The organism is Micromonospora sp. NBC_01699, from assembly GCF_036250065.1.
Classification (GTDB): Bacteria; Actinomycetota; Actinomycetes; order Mycobacteriales; family Micromonosporaceae; genus Micromonospora_G.
In genome coordinates this window covers 6,093,669-6,108,647 of record NZ_CP109199.1, presented here as the reverse complement: position 1 = coordinate 6,108,647, position 14,979 = coordinate 6,093,669, and the positions used below count along the sequence as shown (strand labels likewise).

8 protein-coding genes are annotated in these 14,979 nt (G+C 70.4%); 5 read left to right on the top strand and 3 right to left on the bottom strand.

What is annotated here, in order from left to right; all coding sequences use genetic code 11:
• Positions 1-49: 49 nt before the first annotated feature.
• Complete coding sequence (gene mptB / locus OG792_RS24765; RefSeq protein WP_329111416.1) at positions 50-1,492, top strand: polyprenol phosphomannose-dependent alpha 1,6 mannosyltransferase MptB; 1,443 nt, start codon at positions 50-52, stop codon at positions 1,490-1,492.
• Here the strand turns inward: mptB and OG792_RS24760 are convergent.
• Together OG792_RS24760 and OG792_RS24755 are read right to left on the bottom strand one after the other, a co-directional pair.
• A complete protein-coding gene (locus OG792_RS24760) occupies positions 1,489-1,938 on the bottom strand; it encodes a DUF433 domain-containing protein (protein WP_329102754.1) in 450 nt (149 codons plus the stop codon). The two genes, mptB and OG792_RS24760, sit on opposite strands and share 4 nt — an antisense overlap.
• Positions 1,939-2,138: 200 nt before the next feature.
• Positions 2,139-2,450 (bottom strand): hypothetical protein, encoded by a 312-nt coding sequence (locus OG792_RS24755; protein ID WP_329102752.1) that lies wholly within the window; start codon positions 2,448-2,450, stop codon positions 2,139-2,141.
• 260 nt (positions 2,451-2,710) lie between these two features.
• On the opposite strand from OG792_RS24755, the gene OG792_RS24750 reads away from it, so the two are divergent.
• The 3 genes from OG792_RS24750 (at position 2,711) to OG792_RS24740 (ending at position 4,788) form a co-directional block, all read left to right on the top strand.
• Entirely contained in the window at positions 2,711-3,529 is an 819-nt protein-coding gene (locus OG792_RS24750) for a helix-turn-helix domain-containing protein (RefSeq protein ID WP_329102750.1), read from the top strand.
• Complete coding sequence (locus OG792_RS24745; RefSeq protein WP_329102747.1) at positions 3,526-3,735, top strand: DUF397 domain-containing protein; 210 nt, start codon at positions 3,526-3,528, stop codon at positions 3,733-3,735. Before OG792_RS24750 ends, OG792_RS24745 begins: the two co-directional genes overlap by 4 nt.
• 171 nt (positions 3,736-3,906) lie before the next feature.
• Positions 3,907-4,788, top strand: coding sequence for a fructosamine kinase family protein (locus OG792_RS24740; protein ID WP_329102745.1), 882 nt, complete (start codon positions 3,907-3,909; stop codon positions 4,786-4,788).
• Positions 4,789-4,932: 144 nt separating this feature from the next.
• On the opposite strand, the gene OG792_RS24735 is transcribed toward OG792_RS24740, so the two are convergent.
• On the bottom strand, positions 4,933-5,595 hold the full coding sequence (locus tag OG792_RS24735) for an MOSC domain-containing protein (protein ID WP_329102743.1): 663 nt from the start codon (positions 5,593-5,595) through the stop codon (positions 4,933-4,935).
• Positions 5,596-5,829: 234 nt separating this feature from the next.
• Here OG792_RS24735 and OG792_RS24730 point away from each other — a divergent pair, with 234 nt between their 5' ends.
• On the top strand, positions 5,830-14,976 hold the full coding sequence (locus OG792_RS24730; RefSeq protein ID WP_329102741.1) for a LamG-like jellyroll fold domain-containing protein: 9,147 nt from the start codon (positions 5,830-5,832) through the stop codon (positions 14,974-14,976).
• Positions 14,977-14,979 lie beyond the last annotated feature (3 nt).

Below are 14,979 nucleotides of genomic sequence, written 5' to 3'. Positions count from 1 at the left end.
CGGAGGTGGCGTCGAGGGGGTGACCAGGGCATCGGTCGGTCATGACACGATGGTCGCCGTGCCCCGGTTCCGTGTCGTCCGCTACGCCGGCCTGGCCGGGGCGATCCTGCTGGCGGTCGGAGCCCGGTTCGGCGGGGTGCTGCCGCAGTGGCGGGCCGGCGTCACCCCGGTCGGTATCTGGCAGAGCGAACACGGGCCGCTGATCCTGGGCTGCTGGCTGGTCGGCACCGCACTGCTCGCCGGTGCCTGGTGGGCCGCCCGCGACGGCGTCCCGTCGACCCGCTGGGTCTACGTCACCACCGGGCTCTGGCTGCTGCCGCTGCTCGCCGCGCCCCCGCTGGGCAGCCGCGACGTCTACTCGTACGCCTGCCAGGGGGCGGTGCTGCACGACGGCGGCAACCCGTACGCCGGTGGCGTACGTGGGCTCGGCTGCCCGTGGTTGGACTCGGTCTCGCCGACGTGGCAGGACAGCCCGGCACCGTACGGGCCGGTGTTCGTGCTGCTCGCCGGGCTGGCGGTGGCGATCGGCGGGACGCTGGCCGGCACCCTCGCCGTGCTGCGCCTGTACGCCGTGCTCGGGGTCGCGCTCACCGCCGCCTGCCTGCCCGCGCTGGCCCGCCGCTGCGGGGTGCCGCCGCAACGGGCGCTCTGGCTGCTGCTCGGCTGCCCGATCGTGGCCGTGCACCTGGTCTCCGGGGCGCACAACGACGCACTGATGCTCGGACTGCTGACCGCCGGGCTGCTGGTCACCGTGGTCGGGCGGGGTCGGCCGCTGCCGCTGTTCGCCGGGGGAGTGCTGCTCGGGCTGGCGGTCGGGATCAAGGTCACCGCCGGGGTGGTGGTGCCGTTCGCGATGCTCGCCGCGCTGTCCGGTCCGTACCGGTTCCGGGCGCTGCTGCGCGACGGGGTGCCGGTGGCGGCGGGGGCGGCGTTCGCCGTACTCGCGGTGACCGGGCTGTCGGGGCTGGGCTGGGGTTGGGTCGACGGGCTGGCCCGCAGTGGTGACTCGGTGCAGTGGACCTCGCCGCCGACCGCCTTCGGGTTGACCGTCGACTATGCCGGGCGGCTGTTCGGGGTTGATCTCGACGCCGTACCGGTGACCCGGCTGGTGGGGTTGGGGCTGCTCGGCGTACTCCTGGTGTTGCTTTGGTGGCGGGCGCGGCGGGCGGATCCGGTGCTCGGGGCGGGACTGGCGCTGACCGCCACGGTTGCCCTCGCCCCGGTCTTCCACCCCTGGTACGCGACCTGGCCGCTGGCGGTTCTGGCGGCGACCGCGATCGCGGGCCGGTGGCTGGTCGTACCCGGGTTGTTGATCTCGTTCCTGACCCTGCCGGACGGGACCAACCTGGCCCGGTTCAGCAAGCTGCCCGGCGCCCTGGCGATGACCGCGTTCGTCCTGATCGTGGCGCTGCTCGGGGTCCGTGCGACACGGCGTCGCCGGGTGGAGCCGGACCTACCGGAGCTGGCGGAGACGGCCCCGAGCGGGCGCTAGGACGCGCGCCCGACAGAAAACTCGTACGCCAGCGCCCAGGCAATGTCGCTCGGCTCCAGCGCGTACATTTCCGCGATGGCATCCGTGTCCTCGCCCGCGTCGTGCTGTTCGCCGATGACCTCGGTGCTCACGCCCTTGATCGAGGGCTTGCCGAAACGTACGTCGGGCTGCACCCGCACGGGCGACTCCGGGTTGACATCGGGGCGGTAGCTGACCGCGACGTTGTCGGACCACTCGACCCGCCGGATGAACGAGTCCGCCGCGGTGGTGAGTAGTAGTTGGTTATCGGCGACGGTGACCATCCAATAGTCCACGCCGAGGCCCGCTGCGGTCTGGGCGTCGAAGACGAGGTTCTTGCCCGACACGAAGGGACGTCGGTCCGCCAGCGGGTAGGGCACCCCGAACTGCTCGCGAAGTAGCTCGATGAATTTGCGTAGCTCAGCCATGGGCACCTTGTGGGTGCGCCGGTACTCACGGAGTAAGCCTGCCTCGACAAACTCTGCCCAGGTAACCGTGCGGTCTCGGTGTGATTTGTGGTTCTTCCTGGGGCAGTGGGCCCCTTCCCGCCAGTAGCGCAGGGTCGACTGGCGAACGCGTAGCAGCCGGGCAGCTTCGGCCTCGGTGTAGAGGTCGCGGTCGAGCAGGTTCAGCCACCGTCGCTGGCGGTCTGCTGACCCGACGCGGGGACCAGGACCGTACTGCCGGACCAGTCGATGTCTTCGTGTGCTGTGGCAAGGTGCGGCTCGCCATTCTCGTCCAGGGTGCCCAACGCGGCGTAGTAGCGGCCGAACCCGTATCCGCCCGCCGCGAGGGTGGCCAGCGCCCAGGGGCGCAATCGCTCGCCCAGCTTTCCCGGTTCGCGACGGTCGGGCCTCACCTCGATCACGCCGAGCAGGTGGTACTGCTCGTCGGCTGTCCCGGCCTCGACCACCCGGCACAGCGAGAACGCGTGCCGCACGTCAGGCTCCTGGTAGGTCCACTTCCCGCCACCAAGCATTGCTGCTCCCCAATTGATCATGTGAATAGCTCAACGCCTACAGAATGGCTCCTAGGAAGCTTGATATCAACCCCGTCGGCAATAGATACTCGTCGTGTCGCTCAGGAGCCATGAACTGGAAGGTCGCTGTCGTGCCGGTCGCTTCACCAGGGTCATCAAGGTCGCGTAGATCGCCGTCGAAAGCCGAGTCGTCGCCCATCGTCGACGCCTGGGAGCTGGGCATGCGCCTGCGCCAGCGCCGCGAGGAGATCGGCTTGACCGCGGTTGCGGCTGGTCGTGCGGTCGGCATCATCCAGGCGTACGTGTCGGGAGTGGAGGCAGGTAGGGTCAAACTGCCGGCACATCGCCTGGCGCAGCTCGTGGAGGTCTACGAGATGGAGGCCGACGACGCCGCCGAGCTGGAGAAGCTACGGGTGGGTGCCACCCGACGAGGCTGGTGGCACGACTACTCACAGCTCTTCCCCGCCGAGTTTCTCCGCTTCCTCGGCTACGAATCCGGCGCCGACCACATCCGGTGCTACGACAGCGAATTGCTGCATGGGCTACTGCAAACCGAGGAGTATGCCCGAGCGGTGATCCGGGGCGGTACCACGGTCATCCGTCTTACCGAGGTGGAGCGGCGGGTCGCCGCGAGGATGGCACGTCAGGCCCGGCTCGCTGGCGACAATCGCATCCGGCTGACGGTGCTGTTGGGTGAGGGCGCGCTGCGTCAGCAGATCGGTGGGCCGACGGTGATGCGGGCCCAACTTGACCACCTTGTGCAGCTCATCACCAGGCGTCCGGACCAGATCGACATCCGGGTCATGCCGTTCACGGCCGGCGCACATCCCGCGCTCGGTGGCCCGTTCCAGATCCTCTCCTTCCCATCGCCCAGGCTCACCGATCTGGTCTGGCAGGAGATCCTGACCTCGATCGACATCATCGATCAATCCACCCGAGTGACCGACTACGTGGTGACCTTCGCCGAGGCGCAGGAACGCGCGTTAAGCTCGGACGACTCGCTTGCCCTGATCCGCCGGATCGCCAAGGAGATGACGTGATCCCGAGCAACACGGCCCCAGATCGGGGCTGGTTCAAATCCTCCCGCAGCTCGAACAACGCGAGCTGCGTCGAGGTGCGGTTCGTGGGTGATGCCGTGGACGTACGCGACACCAAGGATCGCAGTGGGCCGGTGCTCGCCTTCGGTGGGTCGGCCTGGTCCGGCTTCGTGACCGCGCTGCGCGACGGGTCGGACCTGCGCCCCTGATCGACGTAGCCACTGGCGCTTCCCGCTCGGGAGGCGCCAGTTCTGTCTGTGCTGACCGCCGAGCGCGGCGGTGAGCATTACCGCGAGGCCGGCGACCAGTTCCGCCCCGGTTGTCAAAGGTGTCGGTTGAGAAGATATCGCGAACAAGCACCGGACACGGAGGAGCCTGTGGTGACGCACCCGGCGACGTTCCTGCTGGAGTGCCTGCTCCGGGCCGGGATGCGCGATGTTGTGACAGTGGAGCCGGCGACGGGTGGGCTCGCGGCGCTCGCGGGTATAGCCACCCGGCAGGACGCACCGTCGGTGTTCGTCAAGGCAATCGCCGACGCGGCCGAGGATCTGTTCGTCGCGGAGGCCGAAGGGCTGGCCGCACTGCGCGAGCTCGGCGGCGTGGCGACACCGGAGGTGATCCTGGCGGACCGGGAACTGCTCGTGTTGTCGGTGCTGCGGCCGAGGCCACGCAGTGAGATGTTCTGGGAGCGGTTCGCGTACCTGCTCGCCCGCATGCACCTGAATACGACCCATCCTCGCTTCGGGTGGCACGGCGACAACTGGCTGGGCCGCCGCCGGCAGATCAACACCTGGGATGACGACGGTTTTGCATTCTTCGCACAGCATCGGCTGCTCCGGTGGCTCGGGCAGCCCCGCGTTGACGCGGCACTCGATCGCGGCGACCGGGTGGCGCTGGAGCGGCTGTGTCACCGGCTGCCCGATCTGCTGCCGGACCGGCCGGCCTGCCTGACGCACGGCGACCTGTGGGCACAGAACGTCCTGGCTACCCCGGACGGGCAGCCCGCGCTGATCGACCCGGCCGTGTCCTACATGTGGGCCGAGGTCGACCTCGCCCACGTGTGGTCCACCTCGCCCCCGCCCGAGGCGAACCGGTTCTTCGAGGTCTACGCGGAGCTGACCTCCCTCGACGGCGACTGGCGGTCCCGCATGCCAATTGTTCAGCTACGGCAACACCTCGCCGTGCTGGCCCAGTTCGACGACGACTGGGGCGCGGCCGACCGGATCCGTGCCACCCTCGCCCCGTTCCGGACGCGGACCTGACCGGCGGCCCGACGGCGGAACGCCGACCATCGGGCGCGGCCGCTCGTCGTCTGCCTGCAACCGGCTGCTACAGGCGGCCGGTCTCGACCCGGCCCAGGACATCCAGGCGTTCCCGATCGACAACACCGGCCACTCGACCAACGGCTACCGTTGTCGCGGCAGCCGCTCCGCGAGGGTCTCGCGCAGGTCGACGGGCAGCCCGTCGATCTCGACCAGCGCCGGCAGCAGCTCCGGCTCGGTCATGTACGCCCGAAACGCCTGCCCGATCGTCACCCCGTGTATCGGACGGTCCTCCACGGTCACCGGATCGCCGGCCCACACCTCGCCCGGCTCCAGCACGCGCAGGTACGCACCCGGTCGGTTCGCCCGGGTGAAGGTCTTCACCCAGCGGGGCTCGCCCATCCTGTGCTGGAACGTGACGCACGGGATACGGCCGAAGGTTGGCTGGAGGACCAACCGTGGACCGATGCGCCACCGTTCGCCGATGACCGCGCCGTTGACGTCGATCCCCTCGGTCGTCAGGTTCTCGCCGAACAGCCCGTTGGCCAGCCGGCGACTCAGCCGCGCCTGCCACCAGTCGTAGTCCTCCCGCGCGTACGCGTAGACGGCCTGATCGTCGCCACCGTGGTTCTCGATGTCGAAGATCTGGTCACCGACCAGGCCGCTGTGCAGCCCGGTCGTCTTGGGCCCCGGCGCACGCACGGTGACGAGATGATCGACCGGCTGCTTGTTGATGCCCGTGACACCGACGCCCTTGGCCGGGTTGGGTTCCGGCACCGCCAGATTGACCGAGACAATTGTGCCCACGCAGGGCAACGTAACCACCCTGGCCTTCGCATGCCACGCAATTCTTCGCCATCCGCTTCCCCGGCCCGCTTTCCGAACATTTGCCCGACGGTTCCGGAGCGTGGGTGGACGCGCTCACCGCCCGAGCGAATCTGCAAGAAATCCTCAAGTTCCTTCCGGGGCGAGCTTGATCCATCGACCTCCGTGCGACGGTCTACCCGCCGTCGAACCACTCCTTCGCCCACGGGGACGTCGATGTTCGCCTTACGCCGCAACGGAAACAGGCACGTCAAGCCTCTACTGAGGACGGTCACGCCGCTGGTCGCGTTCGTACTCGCCTCGGCCCTGCTCGCCGGCACCGGGGACGCGGTCGCCGCGCTGCCGGCGCCGCAGCCGGGACCCGGACGCACCGACACCGCCCGGCCCGAGTCCGCCCCGCAGCAGCGGTGGCGGTCGGCCGGCGGACAGAGCCACCTGACCGGTGAGCGGGTCAACCGGAACCTGCCGCCGTCGCAGCGTTCCCGCTATCCGCTGCGCGAACTCGACCAGACCCCGGCGGCCGGCACCAACACCGCCTCCGTGGTCGAGCCGCCGGCCTCGACCGCGCGCGGCTTCGACCGGGCCACCAGCCGGGAGTTGCCCGCCGAACGCGGCGAGTTCGAGCGGACGTACGTCAACGCCGACGGAACCACCACCAGCGAGTTCTCCGGCACCCCGATCAACAGGCGGCTCGCCGACGGAAGCTGGGCGCCGATTGGGGCGCAGGGCGTGGACCTGCCGGTCGATCCGGGCACCACCGACAGCAGCATGTACGTCCAGGGCGGCGGCTCGGCCTCCGGCGGTTCGGAACTGCGGGTTGGCGCGGCACCCGGCGGCAACGCCGCCTCGTACCTCAAGTTCAACGGGCTGAGCAGCCGGTTGCAACACCACACGATCTACGGCGTGCAGCTCCAGGTGGTCAACTACGACTCCGGGTCCTGCCGGCCGCGTTCGGTGAGCGTGCACCCGGTCACCGCCGCCTGGACGGCCGGCTCCGGTTACTCGTACCCGGGACCGGCGGTCGGCGGGGCGCTGGCCAGCCGGTCGTTCGCCCACGGGTTCATCGCGACCGGGCAGTCATCCTCGGCCTGCCCGGCCGCCGCCGAGCTGATCGACCTCGGGGTCGCCGGTCGGGACCTGGTGCAGCGCTGGGTGAAGGGCACCCAGGCGAACAACGGGCTGTCGCTGCGCGCCTCCACCTCGGACTCGTCGGCCTGGAAGCGGTTCGCCGGCTCCACCACCGCGAACCCGCCGAGGCTGTACGTCACGCACAGCCCCTACAACGCGAAGTATGCGATCCCGAAGCCGGTGCCGGAGCCGCCGGTGCTCCAGAACCAGGCCGGCAAGGTCAAGGTCACCGTCACCAACCTCAGCGCCGACGCGTGGGCACCGGGTTCCTACTACCTGGCCTACCGGGCGTACAACTCGGCCACCGGGGCGGCGGTCGGGCAGCAGCGGGCCGCCGACCTGACCGCGACGGTGGCGCGGGGCGGGAAGGTGACGCTGGACGCCACCATCAAGGCGATGTCGCCGGGCAGCTACTTCCTCGATTTCACGATGGTGCGTACCGGTGGGGTGGTCTTCACCGACCACCAGGTGCCGCCGGGTCGGATCGTGTTGAAGGTGATCGACATTCCGCCGGTGGTGCAGGCGCTGTACCCGCCCAACGGCTATCAGGCGCCGACGCTGACGCCGCAGCTCTGGGCCCAGGCGCTGGACATCGACGCGCCGCCCGGACTCGCCCTGCGCTTCAAGTACGAGGTCTGCCGCCGCGACACCGCCGGCAACCCGGTCGAGTGTTTCAACTCCGGCTACCTGACCAGCACCGCGTGGACCGTGCCGGCGGGCAAACTGCGGTGGAGCGAGAGCTACCAGTGGCGGGCGTACGTCAAGGATGCCACCACCGAGGTCATCTCGCCGTACTCGACGGTGCTGGCGGACGTGCCGCAGCCGGAGATCGTCTCCCGGATCGCCGGTGCCCCCTACGGCACCCAGGACCGGGAGTTCGACGCCCAGGTCGGCAACTTCAGCACCGCCGCGATGGACACCACGGTCACCACCGTCGGACCGGAACTGAACCTGGTCCGCACCTACAACAGCCTCGACCCGCGCCGCGACACCGCGTTCGGCGCCGGCTGGACCACACGGTACGACATGCGCCTGGTCCCCGACGACGACGGCACCGGCAACGTGGTGATCACGTACCCGGACGGGCAGGCGGTCCGGTTCGGCCGCAACCCCGACGGCACGTACGCGGCACCGTCCGGCCGGACCGCGACCCTGACCGCCGACAGCAGCGGCTGGAAGCTGGCCGACAAGGCCGGCAGCACCTACCAGTTCGCCACCAGCGGTCGGCTCAGCCGGATCACCGACACCAGCCTGCGCGCGGTGGTGCTCACCTACAACAGCACCGACGGCCGGCTCGCCAAGGCGCAGGCGGCGACGAGCACCACGAACACCGCCGGCCGGGCGCTGTACTTCACCTGGTCCGGCGCTCACGTGGCGAGCGTGCGTACGGACCCGGTTGACGGCACGGCGCTGACCTGGAACTACACCTACACGGGGGACCTGCTGACGCGGGTCTGCGCGCCCGGCAACGTCTGCACCGGGTACGCGTACGCGGCCGGCTCGCACTACCGCAGCGCGGTGCTGGACTCGCGGCCGGAGTCGTACTGGCGGCTGGGGGAGGACGAGGGGGTTGGCGCCGGCAGTGAGGTGGCGCTGAACCTGGGTAAGGACGCGGGCACGTACCGGAGTGTCACGCTCGGCACGGCGGGTGCGCTGGCCGGTGGCGCCGGCACCGCCGCCACCTTCAACGGGACCTCGTCCTCGGTCGAGCTGCCCAAGGGCACACTGAAGAAGAGCCGGGACGGTGCGGTCGAGCTGTGGTTCAAGTCGACCACCACCGGCACCGGCGGCCCGCTGCTCGGCTACCAGGACAAGGCCCTGGGCAGCGCGTCGACGGCCGGCGTACCGCTGCTCTATGTCGGCACCGACGGCCGGTTGCGCGGCCAGTTCCGTACCGCCGCCGGGGTGAACCCGATCGCCTCGGCGGGCCCGGTCAACGACGGGCGGTGGCACCACGTGGTGCTCTCCACCATGTCCGACGTGCAGACCCTCTACCTCGACGGAGTCAAGGCCGGCGAGCTGACCGGGAAGGTGCTCGACCACTCGACCCTGACGTTCAACCAGATAGGTGCCGCGTACGCCAGCACCCCGGCATCCTGGCCCGGCTGGGGAACGACCGCTCAGCGGCACTTCGCCGGGGCGATCGACGAGGTGGCGCTCTACTCCCGCCCGCTCGGCCCGGCCGCCGTCACCGCCCACCACCGGTACGGCCTCAACCAGGCCGACCAGCTCACCACGGTCACCCTGCCCAGCGGCAAGACCGCCGCCACCGTCGCCTACGACGTGAACCTGGACCGGATCGCCGAGTACACCGACAACCACGGCGGACTGTGGAAGATCGGCGCCCCGGCGGTCTACGGCGGTGACGACGACCTGCGCCGCAGCGTGCAGGTGCTCGACCCGGCCAACCGCCCCCACCTGTACGAGTACGACGCGCTCGCCGGCCGGCTGCTGCGTACCGGCACCCCGCTCGGGTTGGAGACCCGGCCGGAGGATCGGCCCACCCCGCCGACCCCGACCCCGTCGCCGCCGCAGGAGGTCTGCTCCCGGCCGGACCCGGCGGACCCGGCGTTCTGCACCATCATTCCCGGCGGCTCGGGTGGCCCGGTGTTCGTGTCGCACCCGCTCGACGGGATGGCGATCCGCACCTTCTCGTACGACGACAACGGGTTCCAGAACGTCGTCACCAACGAGAACGGCGACTCGGTGACGATGACCTTCGACAAGCGGGGCAACGTCACCTCGCGGAAGACCTGCCGGACCAGCACCCAGTGCTACACCAGCTACGACAGGTATCCGGCGACGGTGACGAACCCGTTCGACCCGCGCAACGACCTGCCGCTGGAGAGCCGGGACGGGCGGTCGGCGAGCGCCACCGACAACACGTACCGGACCAGTTTCACGTACCACCCGTCGGGGCAGCTCGCGACGCAGACGAACCCGGACGGCAGTTCGGTCAGCCACACGTACACCAACGGGTCGGAGCCGGCGGCCGGCGGCGGCACCATGCCGGCCGGGCTGGTGCTGACCTCGACCGACGCCCGAGGCAAGCTGACCAGGTACGGCTACACCGCCCACGGTGACCTGGCCCGGACCACCCAGCCCTCCGGGCTGGTCCTGAACAGCGGTTACGACCCGCTCGGCCGGAAGATCACCGACACCGAGATCTCGGACAGTTTCCCGGCCGGGGTCACCACCGGCTACACCTACGACCCGTTCTCCCGGCCGGTGGCCACCACCGAGCCGGCGACCACCGACCCGGTGACCGGGGCCCGGCACCAGCAGCGTTCGCTCCAGACCTACGACGTCGACGGCAACGTGACCCGGGTCGACGTGCAGGACCTGCTCGGCACCGACACCGCCCGCTCCACCACCTGGGACTACGACGAGCACAACCGGCCCGAGCGGGTCACCGACGCCGAGGGTAACGAGACCGCCTACACCTACGACCGGTTCGGCAACCGTACGTCCATGGTCGACCCGGCCGGGAACCGCTACGACTACGCGTACACCGCCCGCAACGACATCGCCGAGGTACGACTGCGCGCGTTCACCGGCGACCCGGCCGGTGCGCCGCCGACGGGCGAGTACCTGGTGCTGCACTCGTACTCGTACGACTTCGCCGGGCGGACCGCCAGCGACACCGACGCGATGGGGCGGCGGCTGGAGTACCGGTACTACGGCGACGACTCGCTGCACCGGGTGGTGCTGAAGAACTTCCGCGACCCGGACGGCGGCACCCGCGACTACGTGGTCGAGGAAAACACGTACGACGGCGCCGGCAACCTGGTGCGGCAGGTCGCCGGGAACGGGCGGGTGGTCACCGCGCAGACCGTCGACCGGGTCGGCAAGGTGCTGACCAGCGTCTCCGATCCCGGCGGGCTGGACCGGACCACCACCTACAGCTACGACCAGAACGGCAACGTGCTCCGGGCCAGCACCTCCGGCAAACCGTCGAACGTGCCCTGGATCATGCCGACCACCCCCGAGGTCGTTGACTACACCTACGACGACAGCGGCAACGCCATCCGGGAGAGCGCCACCTCCGGCGCCACCACACAGGTCACCACGTACGCCTACGACCAGCGCGGACTGCTGCTCGCCGAGACCGACCCGCGCGGCAACGTCACCGGCGCCGACCCGGCCGCTTACACCAGCAGATACGGCTACGACGAACTCGGCCGGCAGGTCGCCGCCCGGGGGCCGGCGGTGGTCGCGGAGAGCGGCGGGCAGGTGGCGGCCACGGTCAGCCCGACCCAGCAGTTCGGCTACAACACCTTCGACGAGCGGGTCGCGACCTCCGACGAACTGGGCCGGGTCAGCCGGGCGACGTATGACCGGGTCGGGCGGCAGACCAGCCTGACCGCGCCCCGGTACTTCGGTCCCGGCACGCTTGCCGAGATCACCCCGACCGTCACCTCCCGCTACGACCCGCTGGGCAACGTGGTCGAGGAGGTGGACCCGCGCGGCAGCATCACCCGTTACGGCTACGACCAGCTCGGCCGGCTGACCGTACGGGACGAGCCGGTCAAGACCAACGGTGAGCGCGCGGTGTGGCGGTACGAGTACACCCGTACCGGTGAGGTCCTGTCGGTGACCGACCCGACCGGTGCCCGGACCGAGTCCACCTACGACGACCTGGACCGCCAGCTCACCGCGACCCGGGTGGAACGCCGTCCGACGCTGGACCGGCTGACCACCCGGTACGCCTACGACGATTCCGGCAACCTGACCGAGGCGACCAGCCCGACCGGGGCGAAGAGCCTGTTCGGGTACGACGCGGTCGGCGAGCTGACCCGTAGCACCGACCCGACCGGCACGGCCGTGCTGTACGGCTACGACCACGCCGGCCGGCAGGTGCGCACCAGCGACAGCCTCGGCCGTACATCACAGCGGATCTTCGACGCGCTGGGCCAGGTGAGCAGCGAGTCCGACCTGAAGCCGGACGGGACCGTGCTGCGGACCGAGCGCTACCGCTACGACCCGGCCGGCAACCTGATCGCCTCCGTCGACCCGCTCAATGTCACCACCACCTACGCCTACGACGCCGCGAACCAGCTCGTGCAGCAGATCGAGCCGGTCGACGCGACCACCTCGATCACCACCAGCTTCGGTTACGACGCGGCCGGCAACCGGAGCCGCTACACCGACGGGCGCGGTAACAGCACCATCTTCACCGTCAACTCGCTCGGCCTGCCCGAGTCGGTGATCGAGCCGTCCACCCCGGCCCATCCCGCCCCGACCGACCGCACCTGGACGGTCGCGTACGACGGCACCGGCAACCCGATCCGAATGGTCTCGCCTGGCGGCGTGGTCCGGCTCCAGTCCTACGACGCGGGCGGGCGGCTGGAACGGGAGACCGGTGACGGCACGAACTCCGGCACCGCGACCCGGCAACTCGGCTACGACCCGATCGGCAGGCTGACCTCGGTCAACGCCCCCGGCGGCACCGACACCTTCGGCTACAACGACCGGGGTGCGCTGCTCACCGCCGCCGGCCCGTCGGGCAACGCCAGCTTCGGCTACGACCGGGACGGCAACCTGGCCAGCCGTACCGACGCGGCCGGGTCGGCGGTCTTCGGCTACCGCAACGCCCGCCTCGACACGGTCCGCGACGGGCTCACCGGCACCACCCAGACGCTCGGTTACGACGCCGCCGGTGCGCTGAATTCGATCGACTACGGCTCCGGTCGGGTGCGTACCTACACCTTCGACGACCTGGGCCGGGTCGCCTCGGACACGCTGCGCAACGCCACCGCCCAGACCGTCGGCGCGACCGGCTACCGCTACGACCTCAACGACCAGCCGACCGGCAAGACCACCACCGGTACGGCCGGCGCCGGGGACAACACCTACCGGTACGACCAGGCGGGGCGGCTGCGTGAGTGGACCAGCGCGACCGGCAGTGTCGGTTACGACTGGGACGCCGCCGGCAACCGGATCCGGGCCGGGGCGAAGACCAGCAGTTTTGACGCCCGCAACCGGCTGCTCAACGACGGCGACTACAGCTACGCGTACACCGCGCGCGGCACCCTGGCGTCGAAGACCAGTTCCGGGCTGACCGAGACGTTCGACTTCGACGCCTTCGACCGGCTCATCTCGGCCGCCGGGCAGAGTTACGCGTACGACGGGCTGGACCGGGTGGCGTCGCGCAACGGCACCGGATTCACCTACGCCGGGCTCGATGACTCGGTTGTCGCCGACGGCACCGAACGGTACGCCCGAGGTGCCTCGGACGAGCTGCTGGCCGTCGCGATCGGCAGCGAGAAACAGCTAGCACTCAGCGACCAGCACGGTGACGTGACGATCGGGTTCGACCCGGCGAACACGGCACTGACCGGGGTGAGCGACTCGACCGCGTACGACCCGTTCGGGGTGCTGACCGCCCGTACCGGTGACACCGGCAACCTGGGCTTCCAGGGTGACTGGACCGACCCGGTGACCAGCCAGGTCAACATGGGCGCCCGCTGGTACGACCCCGGCACCGGCGGGTTCACCTCCCGCGACAGCGTCGACTACGTCGAGGGCGACTCGATCCTCGCCAACCGGTACGTCTACGCGGCCGGTGACCCGCTCGGCTTCACCGACCCGGACGGCCACTGGCCCTCCTGCGGCTGGTGCAAGAAGGCGGCGAAGAAGGTCGGCGGCGCTATCAAGTCCGGCGCCAAGGCGGTCGGTCGCGCGATCAGCACGGCCGCCAGTTACACCTGGTCGGCGATGCGGACCGCGGCCAGCTACACCTGGTCGGCGATCAGGTCGGCGGCGTCGGCGATCTCCTCGGCGGCGAAATGGGTCTACAAGAAGGCGAAGGCGGCGGTGAAGTACGTCGCCAGGAAGGTCTCCTCCGGGGTGCGCTGGGTGGCGAGCAAGGTCGCCTCGGCCGGGGCGGCGGCCGCCCGCTGGGCCAAACAACGAGCCGAGGAGGTACGCCGGGCGGCGGTGGAACGGGCCCGGCAGATCACCAGGGTGGCCAAGGCGGCGGTCGCGTACGCGGCCAAGCACAACCCGCTGCCGGCGATCAAGGCAGCGCTCAAGCCGCTCGCCTCGGGACTCAAGACGCTGGTGTCGGCGGCCGCACACCTGCCGGCGAAGGTGCTCGCCGTCACCCGGGACGTGGTCGCCGACGTGGCCAAGTCGGTTGAGGTGATCTACCAGGCGGCGGTGAAGGTCGCCGGGAACGTGATCGAGGACGTGTCCCGGGCGGCGGATGCGGTGGTCGACCTGGCCCAGGCGGCGGCCCCGTACCTCAGGGCGGGGTTGAAGGTCGCCGCCGACGCGGTCGGGGTGACCGACCTGGTCGCCTGCGTCACCAAGGGCGATCTGGAGGCGTGCGCCTGGACGGTCGCGACGGTGGCCGGCACCCTGGCCGGCGGGGTGGGCGGCGGCGCGGTACGGGCCGCGCGGGCCGGGTCGCTTGCGGCCAAGCACGCCGACGAGGCGGTCGACCTGGTGAAGGCGGCCAAGGGCGCGAAGGGGGTCGGCAGGTCCGACGGCGCGGTGAAGGAGCTCGCCTCCTGCCCGGTCAACAGCTTCACCGCCGACACCCGGGTCCGGATGGCCGACGGCAGCACCAGGCCGATCAGCGAGGTCCGGGTGGGCGAGCAGGTGCTCGCGACCGATCCGACCACCGGGGTCAGCGGCGCCCGTACGGTCACCGACCTGATCATCGGCGACGGTGACAAGTTCCTGGTCGAGGTCACCGTGGACGACGCCGGCAGCCGCGCGTCGGTCACCGCCACCGACGGGCACCCGTTCTGGGTGGCCGGCGAGCAGCAGTGGGTCAGGGCCGGCGACCTGGTCCCGGGGCAGCGGATCGAGACCGCGGACGGGGTCTCCGCGACCGTACTGGCCAGCCGGACGTGGACCGAACGGGAGCGGGTCTACAACCTCACCGTCGACGAGCTGCACACGTACTACGTGGTCGCCGGCGGTCGGGACCTGCTGGTGCACAACGACGAGTGCCCGAGGCGGGCCGCCCTGGACCGGATAACCAACCTGGACGACATCGACAACCAGTTGGGCCGGGTCAGGGCCGAGGAGACACGCGAGGTTGTCGGCATGCCGAATGCGCAGAAACCGTTCAGCCGGGGCGGCAACCGTGACGACCTGCGGCACAACCAGCCAGAAATCATCCGCTACACCTCGGACGCGCCGAGTAGCGGCAGCAGGGGGAAGTTCGCGCTCTACAGGACCTTCCAGATCCTGCGCGGCGTGATCAGGCACGGCAATGACTAGGGA